Here is a 16,391-nt window from a genome sequence, read left to right as displayed (position 1 = left end):
GGCTTTATTATACAGTAGCGTGAGCACCCTGATCACAAAAGTATGTGACATTTCAAACAATCTTCTATTTTTCAAATCGTTCTCATAAAAAAAAGACTGTAGAAAGTCTACAGTCTCAGATCAGTCTCAGCGATAGACGAGACGGATCAGCTTCTCCGCACCTTTAAAGTTTGGATAACGAATCGGCACATCAAATTTTGTCGTGTTGCGTAAGATTGATTTGGCATGGCTGAACGCCTCAAAGCTATAGCGTCCGTGATAAGCCCCCATCCCACTCTCCCCGACACCGCCAAATGGCAAGTTCGGGTTCGTCAAATGCATGAGGACATCGTTGACACAACCGCCGCCGAATGTCAGATGCTTGAGCACCGTCTGTTCGACAGCTTTCGTTTCCGTGAACAGATAGAGCGCGAGCGGATGCGGACGGTCGGACACAAACTCGATCGCCTCATCGATTTGACGATACGTCAGCACCGGCAAAATCGGTCCGAAAATCTCGTCTTTCATGACAGCAGCCCCATCATGAATATCCGTCATGACGGTCGGGGCGATTTTCAAGCTGTCCCGCTCCGTCGCTCCCCCGAAGAAGACGTTTCCTTGACTCAAATAACTCGTCAACCGATCAAAATGAGACTCGCTGACGATCCGGGTGAACCGTTCTGTCCCGATTCCGTTCCCAAACATCGTGAACGCTTCCCGCTTGATCGCTTCAAGAAACGCATCACGTTTCGATTCGTGGACGAGCACGTAGTCCGGGGCGACACACGTCTGACCGGCGTTCATCCATTTCCCCCATGCGATTCGTTTCGCCGCAATGTTAATATTGGCATCTTCATGGACGATGGCCGGTGACTTCCCACCGAGTTCAAGTGTGACCGGCGTCAATTGCTTGGCCGCAGCCTCCATGACGATTTTTCCGACCGGGGTCGAACCGGTGAAGAAGATGTGATCCCATTTTTGTTCGAGCAGAGCTTGAGCGACGTCTTTATCCCCTTCGACGCTGACGACGTAACGATCGGTGAACGCCCGTTCGAGCACTTTCGTCATCACTTGGGCCACGTTCGGCGTCAATTCCGACGGTTTCACGACAGCCGTGTTCCCGGCCGCGATTGCTCCGATGAGCGGTGCGATAGCCAATTGGAACGGATAATTCCAAGGAGCGATGATCAGAACGGTACCGCGCGGTTCAAATATGACCTCACTTTTTGTCCCGAGGTGGATCGCCGCGCCGCGAACCCGTTTTGGACGCATCCAACGCTTCAACTCTCGATTCGTCCGACTGATCTCGTCGTAAATAAAGCCGATCTCCGTCGTGAACGCATCGAGCTCTGATTTATTTAAATCTGTTTTTAACGCTTCAATAATTTCCGTTTCGTGATGTTTGATCGATTCTTTCAAAAACGTCAACATACTGAGACGAAATGCAAGCGATTTGGTCGCTTGCGTCTTAAAGAAACGACGTTGCTTACTGATGAGCTCTTCGATCGTCAACTGTTCGATTGGTGCGAGCATAAATCTGCCTCCCTTTGAGTGATAACGCTGTCTTCATCTTATCACTATCCAATCAGACCCGACCATTTTGAACGTTCAGCCGTTGCTGCTTGATACGTGCCCATCTCACCCGGTCTTGTTTGAAACGACACGTTTCCTTGTCTGCTCGATCACAATCAAAAGCAGGCCCGCTAGCAGCAAAACAATCCCGGTCAGCGTGAATTTCTGCGTTAACGAGACGGACAGCCACCCTAAGAGAGCCGAACCCACGACCGTACCGAGCGAGAAGAACGCATAGAAATAGCCGTACGATTTGCCACGATTGGCACTGTTCGTCGCTTTGATCAACATCGTGTTGATGGCCGGGAACAAAATAGCGAAGCCGACGCCATAACAGCCGAGCACGAGATAGAGCAAATTTGCGCTACCCGACAAACCGATCAGAATTTGACTAACCCCAAGGATGGCGATCCCGAGCGCAGCCAAGCGCGCCGGCTCGAACCGGTCGAAGATACGGTTCGTCGGCAAGACGAACACGAGGACGGCAGCAACGCCAAACGTGCTGAGCAACGTCCCGCTGAGCCGTGAGTCGTAACCGAGCGCTTGCACGTAAAGCGGTAATAAATAAGCGAGCGCTCCTTGCGAGAACATCAATAAAAACGCCCCGACATACGCTTTGACGACGTCACGCTCTAGCGTTTTCGAGCCAACCACTTCGCGCCGGTCCTCATGTTTAACAGCGAATCGCAACCGCTTTAACACGACGAGGGCAAGCAAAGCCACAAGCACGCCATACGCCGCCACGTACGTAAATACGACCGGGACCGATGTGCGGCTGGCCATGATGCCGCTGAACGCTGGTCCTAGAATCGCCGCCAACCCGACGAAGCTCCCGGTGAGCGCCACTTTTTTCCCTTGTCGATTGGCCGCGGTCAAGTTCGCGGATAGCGTAAACGCAGCCGGTACAATCAAGCCGGCCACGAATCCGTGAACGACACGCACCACCAATAACATCGAAGCATCATCGACAAGGCGATACATGAGCAGACTCGCACTTGATAACACTAAACCGACGAGTAAGATTCGGAACGGACCGAACTTGTCCGTCCAAACGCCAGACAAAATGTTCCCGAACGTGTTCGACAATGAATAGATGGCAATGACGACACCGGCGATGAACGGCGTCGCACCGACTGAGGTCGCGAACGTGCTCATGACGGGAAGTTGGGCAAACAGATCAAAAAACGCAAAAAAGACGATACTATAAATCACAAAAGCGGATGGTTTATTCACGGAATTCTCTCCTTAGCTCAGCACCTCCACGGACACTGAGTTTTCAGCTTCAGTCTAGCTTGCCGGTTCCGCTTTGTATAGACACGTTGGCACACTGACACAAAAAGTCCCTACAAACGTTGCGTCTGTAGGGACTTATGATTTAGTTCGTCACTTCGACTGCTGTGTCGAGGGCGACACGAATCATCTCGTCGAACGTCGATTGACGTTCTTCTGATGTCGTCTCTTCACCCGTCAACAAGTGGTCAGAGATCGTGAGGATCGTCAAGGCGTTAACTTTATGTTTCGCCGCGAGCGTGTAAAGGCCGGCTGCTTCCATCTCGATTGCGAGGCAACCGAAGTCCGCCCACTTTTTGAAGTGGTGGAAGTCATCTTGATAGAACTGGTCGGCCGTGAAGATTTGACCGACTTTGACCGGGATGCCCGCTTTCTCCGCGTTCATATACGCACGATGTAGGAGGTCGAACGTCGCTGTCGGTGCGTAGTCCATGCCGTCGAACCGGACACGGTTTTGTCCCATCTCACTCGATGCGCTCATCGCGATGACAACGTCACGCACTTTGACGTCTTCTTGAATCCCGCCGGCTGTACCGACACGAATCAAGTTTTTAGCACCGTACGACATGATCAATTCGTTGACGTAAATCGACATCGACGGCACACCCATACCTGTCCCTTGAACAGAGATGCGTTTGCCTTTATACGTACCCGTGAAACCGTACATGCCACGCACTTCGTTATACAGTTCGACATCCTCTAAGAACGTCTCGGCGATATATTTCGCACGCAACGGATCTCCTGGAAGTAATACCGTTTCTGCGATTTGTCCTTCTTTTGCCCCAATGTGTACACTCATGATAAAATTCCTCCTTTAAAGTTGTCGTTGGTAGCCTTCCCGATATTCGTTCGGGGTAACACCAACTTGTTTTTTAAAGACTTTTCGGAAGTATTTGTCGTCCGAAAAACCAACCGCTTGGGCGACTTCATAAATACGTTGTCTACTTGTTTCAAGGAGACGCTTGGCCTCGAGCATGCGGATCGACAGCAAGTACTCGGATAAGTTAACGCCATACTGCTGCTTAAAACGACGCGATATGTATTCGCGGCTCAAGTAAAAGCGCTCGCTCATCCCTTGCAAGCTGAGCTCTTCCGCATAATGACGCTCGATAAACGCACCGATTTGGAAGATTGGGTCTTCCTCGGCTGGACAGACGTCCGCGAGGGCACGCTCGAGCGTGTCGTTCAACACGTCCGGATCAATCGGTTTCAGCAAGTAATCGAAGCTGCCGAGCTGAATCGCGCGCCGCATATACGAATACTCATCGTACCCGGTCAACACGATCAGCTTTACCGACTCCACCTCTTGATGCACCCATTCCATCAACTCAATCCCGTTGCAGCGCGGCATTTGAATATCCGATAAAACCAAGGCTGGGCGCTCTTTCGTGATAATCCGTTTCGCTTCTTCGCCGTCGCTCGCCTCGAACACTTTCGTGACGCCGAGACGTTCCCACTCCCCAAGCAATTTGACCGCTTCCCGTACTGGCGACTCATCGTCGACGATCAATACTTTCGTCATGACGCACCCGCCTCCTTCACGGCCGGGAAACGCATGACGATGCGGAATCCGCCGGTCTCTGGTGTAGCCAACATAAACTCAGCCTCCCGATTATAGTTTAACATGAGTCGATCGCGAATGTTCTTTAAACCGGTGCCTTCCGCACCATGAATCGGTCCTGTCGACCGTTCGATCCGTTGTTGCAGGGCGTTCAGCTCAAAGTCCGAGATCGCTCGCCCGCTGTTCTCACAACGGATGATGAGGTCGGCTCCCGTTTGACGGATGTTTAAGCAGAATCGATTGGCCGCCGTCGCCCCGTCCCGCTCAAACCCATGTTTGAAAAAGTTCTCCGCGAGCGGTTGGAGGATCATCTTCGGAACGATCAAGTCGAGCAACGCGTCCGGGACGTCGACCTCGACGTCGAACTGATCGGGGAAGCGGACCTGTTGGAGCCGAACGTACGAATTGAGATGCTCGACTTCGCGCTTGAGCGTCACCATCGACTCGTCCGGGTGCATCGTGTACCGCATCATCGAGGATAACTGTGTGATTAAGCGATAAACCGTTTTACCGTCCCCTTTTAGGGCGAGCGTCCCGATCGACTGCAGCGCATTGAATAAAAAGTGCGGGTTCGTTTGCGCCTGCAGGGCGCGCAGTTCGTTCGTCCGATTTTCGAGCGCCAACCGATATTCGCGCTGAATCAAGTCATCGATCCGTTCGATCATCCGTTTGAACTGCCGGCCAAGGACGCCGAACTCATCATTTCCCAGGGAATCGAACGAGACGGTCATGTCCCCTTGCTCGATTCGCCAAATGTTCGACGTGAGCGTTTTAATCGGCGTCGTCAAACGCATCGATGCGTATGTCGCCCCGATCAACGCTAACACGAGCGAAACCATCCCGACGACGAAGATGATGAATGACGTCCGGGATGCCGGTTCAATCAACAACCGATCCGGAATCGATTTCCCGACATAAAACGTTTGATTCTCAAACTCGAACGATTTAATGATCCGATGATGTTTCCCGTCGACCGACATCGACTTCGCCGCCACCGTGTCCGGGATGTCCTCGTCCCCGAGCTTGGCAAACACTTGATTGTTCCCGCCGATGAACCAAAGGCTTTCCTCCGGATTGTTTTGCAACGACGCTAGTTGTCCGACAAACACGTCTTCCGGTATATCGATCGAGAGGATCGCGAGCGGTTTATCCGTCTCGATCTTGTCGAGCCGGAAATGAAGCGTCACGACCTCTTCTGCCGAGACGATCGGTCCAAAGTCGTGGTACGGGACGAGCGGATGCGACGCCTCGAGCAAGACACGGCTCTCTTCATACTTCAGCAATTGTTGTTGAATCGCACTCGGTTGTTTTTTCGAACGTGGTGACACTTTCATTTTATAGGCGGCGAACGAGTCCATGTCTTCAAGCATAAGCAATTGAATCTGTGCGACGTCCTCACGTGATAAGTACATACCAAGGAGGGCCCGCCGAACTTCAAGCTCCGTCTGCTCGAGTGACAGCCCGGGACCGTATTCAAGAATGTCGAGGACGTCCCGATTGGCGTATAGGCTCGTCGGCAGGCGGCTCAAGTCAGAGATGTAGCGTTCGATCTGCAACGTCCCGCGCTCGAGTGACCAGTCCGTGAGTTCGAGACCACGTTCTCGTTCCCGGTCTTTGACGTACCAAAATGATATGACGGTCGCTAAAATAACCGGAACGATGATTGTCAATGCGATCATCCCGGTCAATTTCGTACGGATGCTCCTCACCGACACCCCTCCTCTTGAAAATTATATCACGGGTCATGCAAGCGTTTGCAATCATGTCGTAAAAAAAGACTTGAGCCCCAAAAAGGATGCCTCAAGTCTTTCTTGTCACTCGTATGAATTGATCAATTGAATCACTTCGTCGGAATGGTCCATATTTGCTGCTAATTCACCCGGCGTCATTCCGTCTTCGTTTTCAAGCGATACGTCTGCCCCGCTATCAAGTAATAACGTGATTGTTTCTACATCGACGTTCTCACTATAAAGGAAATTATGGAGCGGCGTGTCCCCGTAATCATCTTGCATGTTCACATCCGCTCCGTTCATCACCTCTTCTTCCACCGCATCATAACTGGCATTGTCGTACGCCAATTCTTGGAGCGGCTCCACAGCCATCTCATCGGCGAATCCTTCGCTGAACGGTGAAGCGGCAAGGCCCGTGAACCCGTCACTCATGACGAGCCACGCGATGATGGCCCCGTTGACGAGCACGGTGACGACAATCGTTCCGATGATTGAGGCTTTGACATAACCAGCCGTCTTGAACATCGGCACGTTCGCCTCACCGGCATGCGTGGCAATAGCGGCGATCCGTTTCGGCAATGTCGGATGCGTCGAGATCAGTTCGCTATATTTGGCGATGAACCCGTTCTCACGGCTTGCTTCATATAAATAGTCGAACTCGTTCACTTCTTTGGCGAGCTTTCCGCCGACGGCGAGGATGGTGAGCGCTCGTTTTGAAGCCGCTTCGTCTTGAATATAATGCGCGGCCATCCGGTCGCACGTATATTCGCAAGCGCGTGAATACGCTGTCCCTAAAAATGGAACGATATTCCCGAGCAAGACGAGCCACTGTTTTTGGACGTGATTGCGGCGGATGTGCGCGAGTTCATGCGCGATGACGAACTCGACTTCTTTCGTCTGACCGTTCCGCGACAGTTCCACGACGTCCGAATACAAGATGATCATATTCTTTTGGAAGAATCGGGTCGCGAACGCGTTCAAGACCCCGCCCGCCTGTAAAATATAGACGTCTGGCAACAAACGGATACCCATCCCTTGTCCGACGCGCTGATACATCTCATGCAGGTCGGTGAATTGTCGCTCCGTCACTTTGACCCCGTTCGTCCGAATATAGCCGATTTGAATCCAGTGTGCGAACATCGACAGCGAGACGATTAGCCCGATGATCCACAGGAAGATACCGAGTGAGGCAATCGTCAAGACGATTCCGACAATAATTGTCAGGATGCTCATCGCGACAAGCAGTCCGAAATACAATTGTTCGTGCTTATGTACCAATTTTGAATGATTCATGTCATTAACTCCTTCATTTTCCAATTACCGTCTTTATTATACGGAATCTCACACGTAAAACAACAAAAAAATAGAAACTGACGAGATGTCAGTTTCTAACGTAATTCCAACATGAACAGTTGATCGTCTTCCGTTCCCGGATTGCCCCGGCCGTCCGTATTGTTCGTGATGTAATACAGACGGTCGTCTTCTAACCAGACGTCCCGGATGCGCCCTTGATCCTCGACGAGCGGAACGACTTCGCGCGTCTCACGGTCGATCGCGACCAAACGATTTCCACGCAACGTCGCCATATAGACGTACTGATCGTCGGCAACGATGCCAGATGGCGCCCATGACGTTCCTCCGACCTCAAACCAAGGCGTCTCGAGACCGTCTTCCGTCTCATCGGCCTCGATGATCGGCCACCCGTAGTTGTTGCCTGGCTCGATGATGTTCACTTCGTCATGACCGGACGCCCCGTGTTCGCTCGCATAGAGCACGTCTTCGATGACGGTCAACCCTTGCGGATTCCGATGGCCGGACGAATAAATCCAATCGACCGGGTCCCCTTCGCCGGACAACGGCACGCGCAGGATTTTCCCGGCAATCGACGTCTCATCTTGAGCGAGGTCTGGGACGAGTGCGTCTCCGGTCGTGACCCAAATCACGTCACCGTCGAGTAATAAGCGTCCGCCGTTATGGAACTGCGCTCCAGGAATGTCTTCCAAGACGATGTCCGTCTCTTCAAATCGTTCTCCGTCCCACGTCAATTCGACGACCCGGTTCCGCACATCCCCAGGTATCCCGTACGTATGATAGGCGTACAGCTGTCGCGACGTCGCAAAGTCATCCGCGAGAGCAAGACCGAGTAGTCCGCCTTCCCCGATTTCAAGCACATCTTCAGTCAGTTCGACCGGTTGACGCGAGACGTTACCGTCAGCATCAATGACAGCAATCGTTCCCCCGCGCTCTGAAACGAGCCAACCGTCCTCGGTTCGTGTAATCGACCATGGGACGTCGAGCTGTCGCGCAATCGATTCGTTCGCCCCAACCGATAACGCGTCATCTTCGTTCGGCGCAACTTCCGTCGATTCAGCCGGTTGTTCGATCGGGGTTTCCTCTTCTTGGACCGCATCGTCCGCCGGATCAGACGCACAACCGGCAACAAAGACGAGTGACAACATGAGTAACCATCGTTTCAACGTGACCGCCTCCTTTCCCCCATCATACCGCGCTTTTAGGCGTCGCGTGAAGGTTCGGGTGGGCGGGCCGGTAACCGAAGCGCGATGAGCAAGGCGATGAACGCCGCGAGCGCCGCTCCGACGAAGACACTGTTCAGTCCCGAGGCGATCAACTGCTCACCTTGCAGGCGAACACCCTCGTCAAGCGTGGCACTCGCCGCCTGGTTGAAGAACGATTCGAGCGAGGCACTGCTCAACGTTTCGTCGTTCCGGAATCCGCTCAAGACGATAAAGTTGAACATCGCCCCGAACACCGCGACTCCGAGCGTCTGTCCGACCGTACTTAAAAACGAGTTCGCCGCTGTCGCTGTCCCGCGCTGACGGTATGACACGACCGTCTGCAACACGACGATGAACATCGGTTGTGACAAACCGAATCCGACGCCGATGATGGCGACGGCGAGGTACACCCAGACGTCCGAACTCGATGGAGTCATCAGCGTCAAGATGACCGTCCCAATCAAGAGCAGGCCCATCCCGAAGACAGCTCGTCGTCGCGGTGATGCCGCTCCGAGCGTCCGTCCGCCGATAATCGACGTGAACGTCCATGCGACCGAGAGCGGCATGAGCATAAAGCCCGCCTCCGTCGCCGATTTACCAAGTACAGCCTGCGCCCAAATCGGGATGTAGGCTGACATCGAGACGAGCACCCAAGCAGCAAAGAAGACGGCCCCGTTGATGGACGCGATAATCGGCTGCTTCAACAGCTCGAGCGGCAGGAGTGGTGTCTTGGCCCGGCGCTCCGACATGAAGAAGCTGACGAGCAAGATAAGACTGAGCACAGCGCTGACGACGACCGGTAACGTCAAGATGTTCGTTTCACTGAACGTGATCAAGGCGTACAAGAATGCGGTCGTCCCCCCGGCGAACAGGAGTGCCCCTTTTATATCGATCCGTTCGGTCGTCTCGGCGACCGTCTCTTTATAAAATGTGACGATCATGATGAACGATAAGAGCGCAAACGGAACGTTCAACAAGAACACGTAGCGCCAAGACAACGTCTCGACCAAAAATCCTCCAATGACCGGTCCGAGTACACCGGACACGCCCCACACCGCGCTTAAAATCCCTTGGATCTTGCCGCGCTCTTCATACTTATACAAGTCCCCGATAATCGTCATCGAGATCGGCAGGACCGCACCGGCACCAAGACCTTGTAGCGCCCGAAACACGATCAACTGCTCCATCGATGTCGCTAGACCGCACAAGAGCGAGGCGAGTGTGAACAGCCCGATCCCAAACAAGAGGACACGCTTTCGACCGAACAAGTCGGCGACTTTCCCGTAAATCGGTGTCGACACCGCGGTAAATAGTAAGAAGGCGGCAAATACCCAACTAACGAGCGCCGCGCCATTCAACTCGCTCGCAATGACCGGCGTCGCGACCGAGACGACCGTCCCTTCAATCGCTGCCAAAAAAGTCGCAAGCAGTAGTGCGACCGTAACATTCTTTCTCATCTGTTCCATCTCCCCACAAAAATAGTGGCGCCGGAAGGCTCCGACCACCACTTCAACTGTCTATTATTTTGTGCGAGCGGCGTCTGTTTGACAAGCCTCAACTTCAGGTTCGAAAAAGAAGTTTTTAATTTCGGCGTAAGCGGCCTGTTCATCTTGAACGAGGACACGTCCTTCCAGCCGGCCGGCATCAAGCATCCAGACTTCGTCAGCAAGCCTCGCCGCCACATCGAGCTGGTGTGTCGAGAACACGATCGTCGTCCCGCGGTCGGCCTCTTCCCGCAACAGTCGGCCCAATACATGCATCCACGTCGGGTCGAGACCGTTCGTCGGCTCGTCTAGCAGTAAAATGTCAGGTTTCGTGACCAACGCTTGAGCGAGCAGGAGACGTTGCCGCATCCCTTTCGACAACATCCCGACCTGTTGCCGGGTCTTGGCGTCAAGCCCGACACGGTTCAATAGAGACGCATCCGGTTTGACTCCTTGAAGCAACGCGTAATACGCAAACGTCTCACCGACGGTCCACGACGGATCGAATGCGAAATCATCAGGCATATAACCAAACGATTGATTATACGATTTTCGACGGTCACGCGTCTCCCCGTTCAACGAGACATGACCGACACTCGGTGCGAGCGTACCGTTCAACATGTTCAGTAGCGTCGATTTCCCAGCCCCGTTGCTTCCGCATAAGGCGACGACCCGACCGTCGGCAATCGCTCCGTCAAGCGGATGGAGCGACCATACATCGCCATAACATTTACCGACCTGTTCAAGCTGAATCATGTCGTCCCTCCTGTCGAAGTAACCAAGCTGTCCCGAACCACAACACAAACACGACACTCAAGATTGCGATGCCGACGGTCAAACTACCGAGTGGGTCGCCGAGCCAGCCGATAAACGTTTCATAGACGGCCCCAAACAGGTCAGGTGCCGACAAGACCGAGCTCACCCAGACGCGCAGCAGCTCAAATCCGTTCAAAAACAGAAGCCCGACCATCGCACTCGCTTGCGACCCGTAAGGCAGCCAAGCAATCGTTGCCACGAGGAGCGTCGGCCAAAGTAAAACGAGGACGACCCAGACGATGAACGAGAGGAGCACGGCTCGAAGCCTCGTCCGTCCGACGACGCCGATGAACGTGCCGATCGCGGCACCGTATGCGGTGAGCCCGAACGCATACACCCATAGGACGAACCACGTCTCGAGCGGCATCGAAACAAGGAACGAGGCGAGCGCGAACGCAAGCGTGATGATGAGTCCTTGCGTCGCCAGGAATGCGCTGTAACGCATCCAGACCACGCGGCGCATCGACACCGTGAACGTCGAGACGAGTCGCATCCGCTTTGATTCACGCTCATTGCCCCACTGCAGTGCCGTCGTCAACATGACGAGGAGCGGTAACACGAGCCCGATCACCGTGACGAGTGTCGCGCTGACGTTCGTATACGCCGTCGCCACCGGGATCGCTTGGCCGAGACCACCCAGCAAGACGAGTGTCAGTACCCAAGCAAGCAAGAAGACGTAACTTTCTTTCTGACGCAGCGTACGGGACCATTCGATCCGCCATAACATCGCTTACTGCCCGTGACCGTCAGATGACTCATCCGAATCGTGCGCGTCACTCATGTCGCTCGCTTCGCCATCGTCGTCCGAGTTCATTTTTTTATGACCGTTCATCTCGCCGCGTTCCCACGTGTGTTCTTTCAAGTCGTCTAAATCCATCACCATGCCGCCATTCTCTTCGGCATACGTCTCCGCGTCCGCTGCTTTTGCGAACGAGACGATGTTATAAGCCATCGGCGTTTTCGCTTCTTTATTATAGACAAACGTACCTTCATCTAAATCGACCCAGTCCATCGTATTGTAGTCTTTCACATACATCGCCGCGATGTCCTCTTCCGTTTGCTCAGGGTACCAGTCACGCATCAAACAACCGATATCGTCGAACGCATAGCCTTTCCCGTTGTCCATGATCGCTTCGGCAGCGAATTGTTTATCCATCACTTTCATCTTGCACACTTCACACTCGGTCTCGCCCCATTCGATATCGAACGGTTCCGCCGCAGCGCTCGAACACGCCCCAAGTGCGAGCGTCAAACTTGATGCGGCGAATAGTCCTGCCATTTTCTTATACGTAGTCATATCGTTTCCTCCCAAATATCCATAGTAAAACCATCATTCCGGTTAAAGCGACCGCTCCGAACGACCCGTTCCACTCAATGCGAAACGCGGACACAATTGGCCCTGCGTCCGTGAGTGTGACCTCGTCCGGGCTACGGAGCACACGTTCAAGCACGGTTAGCCCCGGGGCACCGTACAGCAACTCGAACGCTTCATATGAATCGGCCAATAAAAACAAGTACGGGTCGGCCCGAAACGGGATCTCACTGAACCCGTCGCGTGTCAAATCGAGCGTCTGTCCGCCCCAATCGTTTCCTTGAATCACATTGTCTGCCGACTCAAACGAGACGACCGGATACCGATTGCCGGTCAAGTCATTCCCTGTCATCGTCATCCCGTTCGCCGACTTCAAGCGCAGTCCTACATCATTGCCGTTCACACCATTGTCATGAATCGTCGTCCACTCCGATTTTTCCGCATAAATCCCGATCCGATTGCCGAAGATCGCGTTGGCACGCAACGTCGTCTCGACTGCTTCAAACAACATGATCCCGGTCGCCGTCGCGCCGACTTGGTCATGGATTTGTCCGTTCTCGATGACGACGCGCTCTGTCCCCATGATCATCGCACCTGCTCCGTTGCGCCGGAGGTTCGGCAAATTGATCGACACGTCTGTCGGAAACATGAGATGGACACCGTATCTAGCATCAGCAACGCTCGGTCGAATCAGCTGGTGACCCGACCCGTTCTCGATGTAGATCCCGTCACGGACTCGGTCGATGACCGCCCCTTTGATCAAAGCCGCTTCGCTGTTCAATAGCGAGATGCCCTCGTGTTGATTAGACCCCGAGATGACGGGACGGACGAGCCTTACCCCGTAGCTGTCTTCCACTACGATACCGGTCCCCGACGCTTCGACGGTCACATCGATCAACTGATGCCCAAGCCCTGAGACTTGTATGGCAGCCACGTCCGTCTGCCGGCACTGTTCGACCAAAACATTCTCGAGCACCGCCCCGGTCCCTTCTAACCGAAACGCCGGTTCATTGCAGCTGACGAAGCGTTTCCCCGCACCGTCAAACGTCTCATTCGAACGGACCACGATCGGTTCGTCAAGCGTCACTAAATCGGACTCCGCGTGGACAGACGGGGCTGCGAACAACAAGCCGATGAGCAATCCAAGTTTTAGTTGTCTCATAACCCCTCCTCTTGATCAATCGCTTACAAAACATATTGTACGAAAACCTAGGGGGGTATGTGTGTGCTTTTTATGGGATTCCTGTGACAGTTTCTTCATAAAAAAAACACAAGCGGCGAAGGGGTCAGTTCGCTGCTTGTGTTGTCTTTATTTAGCTTTATCCATCCATACTTTTGTGAAGTCTTGGAGCATCTCATCACCGGTCTTCTGACCGCCGACGTACGCTTGCATCAAAGCGCCATACTCGTTGACCGCGCCGTCCGGATACTTGAACCAGTTCCATGAGATCGTCTTGCCTTCGTTCGAATAGGCAAGGATATCGTCAGCGAGTGGTCCGAGGTCGTTCGCTTCGATCGACTTGAAGGCCGGGATGAACTTGAACTTGTTGACCATGTAGTCTTTTCCTGTGTCTGACGTCGCCATCCACTCGAGGAAGTCTTTCGCTTCTTCTTTATATTGTGAGTTTTTGTTGACGACCCAGTTATTCGGGACGCCGACCGGCAAGCGGTCCATCTTCTCTTTATCATCATTGATTGGAATCGGTACGAAGCCCATCTCGATGTCCGGATTCACGTCGAGAATCATCTGTTGGGCCCAGTTGCCTTGCTGGAGCATCGCTGTCTCGCCTTGGGCGAACTGTGTGACTTGCGTGTTGTAGTCCGTCGTGAGCGGGTTCTTGTTGCCGTATTTGATGGTCAGGTCGAACAGTTTCAAGAACTGTTGGAACTGCTCATTGTCTTCGAACTTCTCTTTGTTGTCGTTGAGCGCTTGGATGAACGCATCGGGATCATCTTGTTGTGCCATCGGGATGTTGAGCAAGTGGATGCCGAGAATCCAAAACTCCGCGTAGCCGACCGAAAACGGGGTGATGCCCGCCTTGTCCAACTTTTCAGCCGCATCCGTCAATTCAGACAGCGTCTTCGGCAGTTCACTGATGCCCGCTTTCTCAAACAGCTCCTTATTGTAGATGAAACCGTAGCCTTCAAGGTTCATCGGCATACCGTACAGTTTCCCGTCCATCGTCATCGGTTCTTTGGCCACTTCCGTCAAATCACCGACCCACTTTTCATCCGACAAATCTTCCAACTTATCTTTCCACGTCTGTGCTTCCGTGAAGCCACCGTTGTTAAAGATATCCGGTTCATTGCCAGATGCGAATTGCGATTTGAGCGCGGCACCGTAGTCGGCTCCGCCGCCGACCGTTTGAACGGTCACTTTGACGCCCGTCTCTTCTTCATATTCTTTCGCCATCGCCTCGAGATCTTTAGCGATTTCGGCTTTAAATTGGAAGACGTTCAACGTCACATCTTTTGAGTCACCGCTATCCGCGTTCTCGTCAGCCGACCCTTCCCCTTCTGTGAGCGATCCGCCCCCGCAGGCAGCGAGCGTCAATACCATGCCAGCCGTCATCACAGCTGTCGATAATCTCCATTTGCGTTTCATCTTGCTTCCTCCCTCGGTGTATAAGTCGACTAAAATAATCGATCCAATCAGTACACCCTTACTTTAAATGAAAACGCTTCCATTATGTAGGTGTCAAAATTGACGTGTAGGGTGGAAAATGTTGTACAGAAAACCAGGACTTTCTCGTAAGAAAGTCCTGGCTCATTTGCTTCTATATAATTACAACAGGCTAATTCCAGCTTCTTCGCACGCCGCGACCATCTCGCTCGGCCAGACCGACGATTGGACTTCACCGATATGACGGGCCCGGAGCAGATACATGGCGACACGTGACTGGCCGATTCCGCCTCCGACCGTAAGTGGGAGACGTCCTTCGAGCACGGCTTGATGGAACGGATACTTCCGCTTCTCTTCCGCGTCGGCTGTCACCAACTGCTCAGCGAGTGCTGTCTCATCGACACGGATCCCCATCGACGACAGTTCGAACGCCGTCTCGAGTTCTGGATGCCAGACGAGAATATCGCCGTTGAGCGACCAGTCGTCATAGTCAGCCGCTCGGCCATCATGTTTCTCTCCTGAGGCGAGCGCGCCTCCGATTTGTGAGAGGAAGACCGCGCCATGCTCTTTACAAATCGCATGTTCTCGTTCTTTTGGCGTCAGCGTCGGATACAGGTCTTCTAGCTCTTGGCTCGTCAAGAAGTGAATCGACTCAGGGAGAATCGCTTCGATCGCGTATGCCGACTCGACCGACCGTTCCGTTTCAAGCAAGGCCGCATAAATCGATTCGACGGTCGCTTTCAAATAATCGGTCGTCCGGTGTTCCCGGGCGATGACGCGTTCCCAGTCCCATTGATCGACATGAAGCGAGTGTGTCGCGTCGAGTTCTTCGTCGCGGCGGATCGCACGCATCTGTGTATACAACCCTTCGCCAACTTTGAACCCGTACCGGCCGAGCGCTTCGCGCTTCCATTTCGCAAGCGACTGGACGATTTCAAGCTCATGTCCCGGATATTGCGTGTCAAACTGAATGATGCGCTCGACGCCGTTCAAGTGATCGTTGACTCCGCTCGCCGATGTGACGAATAGCGGTGCCTGTACTTGCGTGAGACCTAGCGCCGTGCTGAACTTGTCCTCGAACATTGCCTTTACCGCCGTGATTGCCTGTTGTTTTTCCTTCATCATGCTTGTTGCTGTCTTTGTCATTTTGTCTTCCTCCAATTGTGGGATTTGGGACGGAGCAATAGAAAAAAGCCCTCCAATCCCATGGACTATGGGACGGAAGGCTTCAAGCTCCGCGGTGCCACCCAAATTAGTAGACGAATCTACTCACTTTTTCGAGACGAACATCTCGTAGTTCCGATAACGGGGAACGGTCCGGCTACGTCTACTTGCAAAGCGTTCGGGTAGCGACTCCAGGAGGTTCTTCGACAGAGATTTCAGTCCGGGCTCTCACCTTCCCCGGCTCGCTTTGCTTACGTCTTCTGTGTACTCGTCCTTTCAATGTCGTTCACAATTGAATTGAACTCATTATTATAAATATTCAGACGAATGTCAACAGCTTTTCT

The 16,391-nt window shown here is 53.3% G+C and carries 14 protein-coding genes and 1 other annotated feature; all 14 genes read right to left on the bottom strand.

Features of this window, described 5'->3' with window-relative positions; genetic code table 11:
• Positions 1–126 precede the first annotated feature (126 nt).
• The gene (locus A6395_RS11530; protein ID WP_071399138.1) at positions 127–1,512 is read right to left on the bottom strand and encodes an aldehyde dehydrogenase; all 1,386 of its coding nucleotides are present in this window, start codon (positions 1,510–1,512) and stop codon (positions 127–129) included.
• Between the two features lie 105 nt (positions 1,513–1,617).
• The gene (locus A6395_RS11525; protein WP_071399137.1) at positions 1,618–2,784 is read right to left on the bottom strand and encodes an MFS transporter; all 1,167 of its coding nucleotides are present in this window, start codon (positions 2,782–2,784) and stop codon (positions 1,618–1,620) included.
• A 142-nt stretch (positions 2,785–2,926) separates the two neighbouring features.
• The gene (gene deoD / locus A6395_RS11520; protein WP_016508372.1) at positions 2,927–3,640 is read right to left on the bottom strand and encodes a purine-nucleoside phosphorylase; all 714 of its coding nucleotides are present in this window, start codon (positions 3,638–3,640) and stop codon (positions 2,927–2,929) included.
• Between the two features lie 15 nt (positions 3,641–3,655).
• A complete protein-coding gene (locus A6395_RS11515) occupies positions 3,656–4,363 on the bottom strand; it encodes a response regulator transcription factor (RefSeq protein WP_071399136.1) in 708 nt (235 codons plus the stop codon).
• Positions 4,360–6,111 (bottom strand): sensor histidine kinase, encoded by a 1,752-nt coding sequence (locus A6395_RS11510; protein WP_070328893.1) that lies wholly within the window; start codon positions 6,109–6,111, stop codon positions 4,360–4,362. The genes A6395_RS11515 and A6395_RS11510 overlap by 4 nt, the downstream gene beginning before the upstream one ends.
• A gap of 105 nt (positions 6,112–6,216) precedes the next feature.
• Positions 6,217–7,425, bottom strand: a complete 1,209-nt coding sequence (locus A6395_RS11505) for a M48 family metallopeptidase (protein WP_071399135.1) — start codon at positions 7,423–7,425, stop codon at positions 6,217–6,219.
• 95 nt (positions 7,426–7,520) lie between these two features.
• Complete coding sequence (locus A6395_RS11500; RefSeq protein ID WP_071399134.1) at positions 7,521–8,609, bottom strand: PQQ-dependent sugar dehydrogenase; 1,089 nt, start codon at positions 8,607–8,609, stop codon at positions 7,521–7,523.
• A gap of 35 nt (positions 8,610–8,644) precedes the next feature.
• On the bottom strand, positions 8,645–10,105 hold the full coding sequence (locus tag A6395_RS11495) for an MDR family MFS transporter (protein WP_071399133.1): 1,461 nt from the start codon (positions 10,103–10,105) through the stop codon (positions 8,645–8,647).
• A gap of 63 nt (positions 10,106–10,168) precedes the next feature.
• Positions 10,169–10,888 carry an ABC transporter ATP-binding protein gene (locus tag A6395_RS11490; protein WP_071399132.1) on the bottom strand — a complete coding sequence of 240 codons (720 nt, stop codon included), beginning with the start codon at positions 10,886–10,888 and terminating at the stop codon, positions 10,169–10,171.
• Positions 10,875–11,675: an ABC-2 transporter permease gene (locus A6395_RS11485; protein WP_071399131.1), complete on the bottom strand. Its 801-nt coding sequence runs from the start codon at positions 11,673–11,675 to the stop codon at positions 10,875–10,877. Before A6395_RS11485 ends, A6395_RS11490 begins: the two co-directional genes overlap by 14 nt.
• A 3-nt stretch (positions 11,676–11,678) precedes the next feature.
• On the bottom strand, positions 11,679–12,245 hold the full coding sequence (locus A6395_RS11480; RefSeq protein WP_070328887.1) for a nitrous oxide reductase accessory protein NosL: 567 nt from the start codon (positions 12,243–12,245) through the stop codon (positions 11,679–11,681).
• Positions 12,232–13,422 (bottom strand): right-handed parallel beta-helix repeat-containing protein, encoded by a 1,191-nt coding sequence (locus A6395_RS11475; RefSeq protein WP_071399130.1) that lies wholly within the window; start codon positions 13,420–13,422, stop codon positions 12,232–12,234. Before A6395_RS11475 ends, A6395_RS11480 begins: the two co-directional genes overlap by 14 nt.
• 147 nt (positions 13,423–13,569) lie before the next feature.
• Positions 13,570–14,865: an ABC transporter substrate-binding protein gene (locus A6395_RS11470; RefSeq protein WP_071399129.1), complete on the bottom strand. Its 1,296-nt coding sequence runs from the start codon at positions 14,863–14,865 to the stop codon at positions 13,570–13,572.
• A 180-nt stretch (positions 14,866–15,045) separates the two neighbouring features.
• The gene (asnA, locus tag A6395_RS11465; RefSeq protein WP_084813050.1) at positions 15,046–16,029 is read right to left on the bottom strand and encodes an aspartate--ammonia ligase; all 984 of its coding nucleotides are present in this window, start codon (positions 16,027–16,029) and stop codon (positions 15,046–15,048) included.
• A gap of 65 nt (positions 16,030–16,094) precedes the next feature.
• Positions 16,095–16,336 (bottom strand) — a binding site (T-box leader).
• Between the last annotated feature and the right edge of the window lie 55 nt (positions 16,337–16,391).

It is taken from the genome of Exiguobacterium sp. SH31, from assembly GCF_001816105.1.
Classification (GTDB): Bacteria; Bacillota; Bacilli; order Exiguobacteriales; family Exiguobacteriaceae; genus Exiguobacterium; species Exiguobacterium aurantiacum_A.
This window is presented reverse-complemented; position numbering and strand designations above follow the sequence as displayed.

Coding starts and splice junctions, on each gene's coding strand:
- A6395_RS11480 (WP_070328887.1), bottom strand. CDS start 12,245: ATGACTACGTATAAGAAAATGGCAGGACTATTCGCCGCATCAAGTTTG.
- deoD (WP_016508372.1), bottom strand. CDS start 3,640: ATGAGTGTACACATTGGGGCAAAAGAAGGACAAATCGCAGAAACGGTA.
- A6395_RS11485 (WP_071399131.1), bottom strand. CDS start 11,675: ATGTTATGGCGGATCGAATGGTCCCGTACGCTGCGTCAGAAAGAAAGT.
- A6395_RS11475 (WP_071399130.1), bottom strand. CDS start 13,422: ATGAGACAACTAAAACTTGGATTGCTCATCGGCTTGTTGTTCGCAGCC.
- A6395_RS11495 (WP_071399133.1), bottom strand. CDS start 10,105: ATGAGAAAGAATGTTACGGTCGCACTACTGCTTGCGACTTTTTTGGCA.
- A6395_RS11530 (WP_071399138.1), bottom strand. CDS start 1,512: ATGCTCGCACCAATCGAACAGTTGACGATCGAAGAGCTCATCAGTAAG.
- A6395_RS11470 (WP_071399129.1), bottom strand. CDS start 14,865: ATGAAACGCAAATGGAGATTATCGACAGCTGTGATGACGGCTGGCATG.
- A6395_RS11490 (WP_071399132.1), bottom strand. CDS start 10,888: ATGATTCAGCTTGAACAGGTCGGTAAATGTTATGGCGATGTATGGTCG.
- A6395_RS11505 (WP_071399135.1), bottom strand. CDS start 7,425: ATGAATCATTCAAAATTGGTACATAAGCACGAACAATTGTATTTCGGA.
- A6395_RS11515 (WP_071399136.1), bottom strand. CDS start 4,363: ATGACGAAAGTATTGATCGTCGACGATGAGTCGCCAGTACGGGAAGCG.
- asnA (WP_084813050.1), bottom strand. CDS start 16,029: ATGACAAAGACAGCAACAAGCATGATGAAGGAAAAACAACAGGCAATC.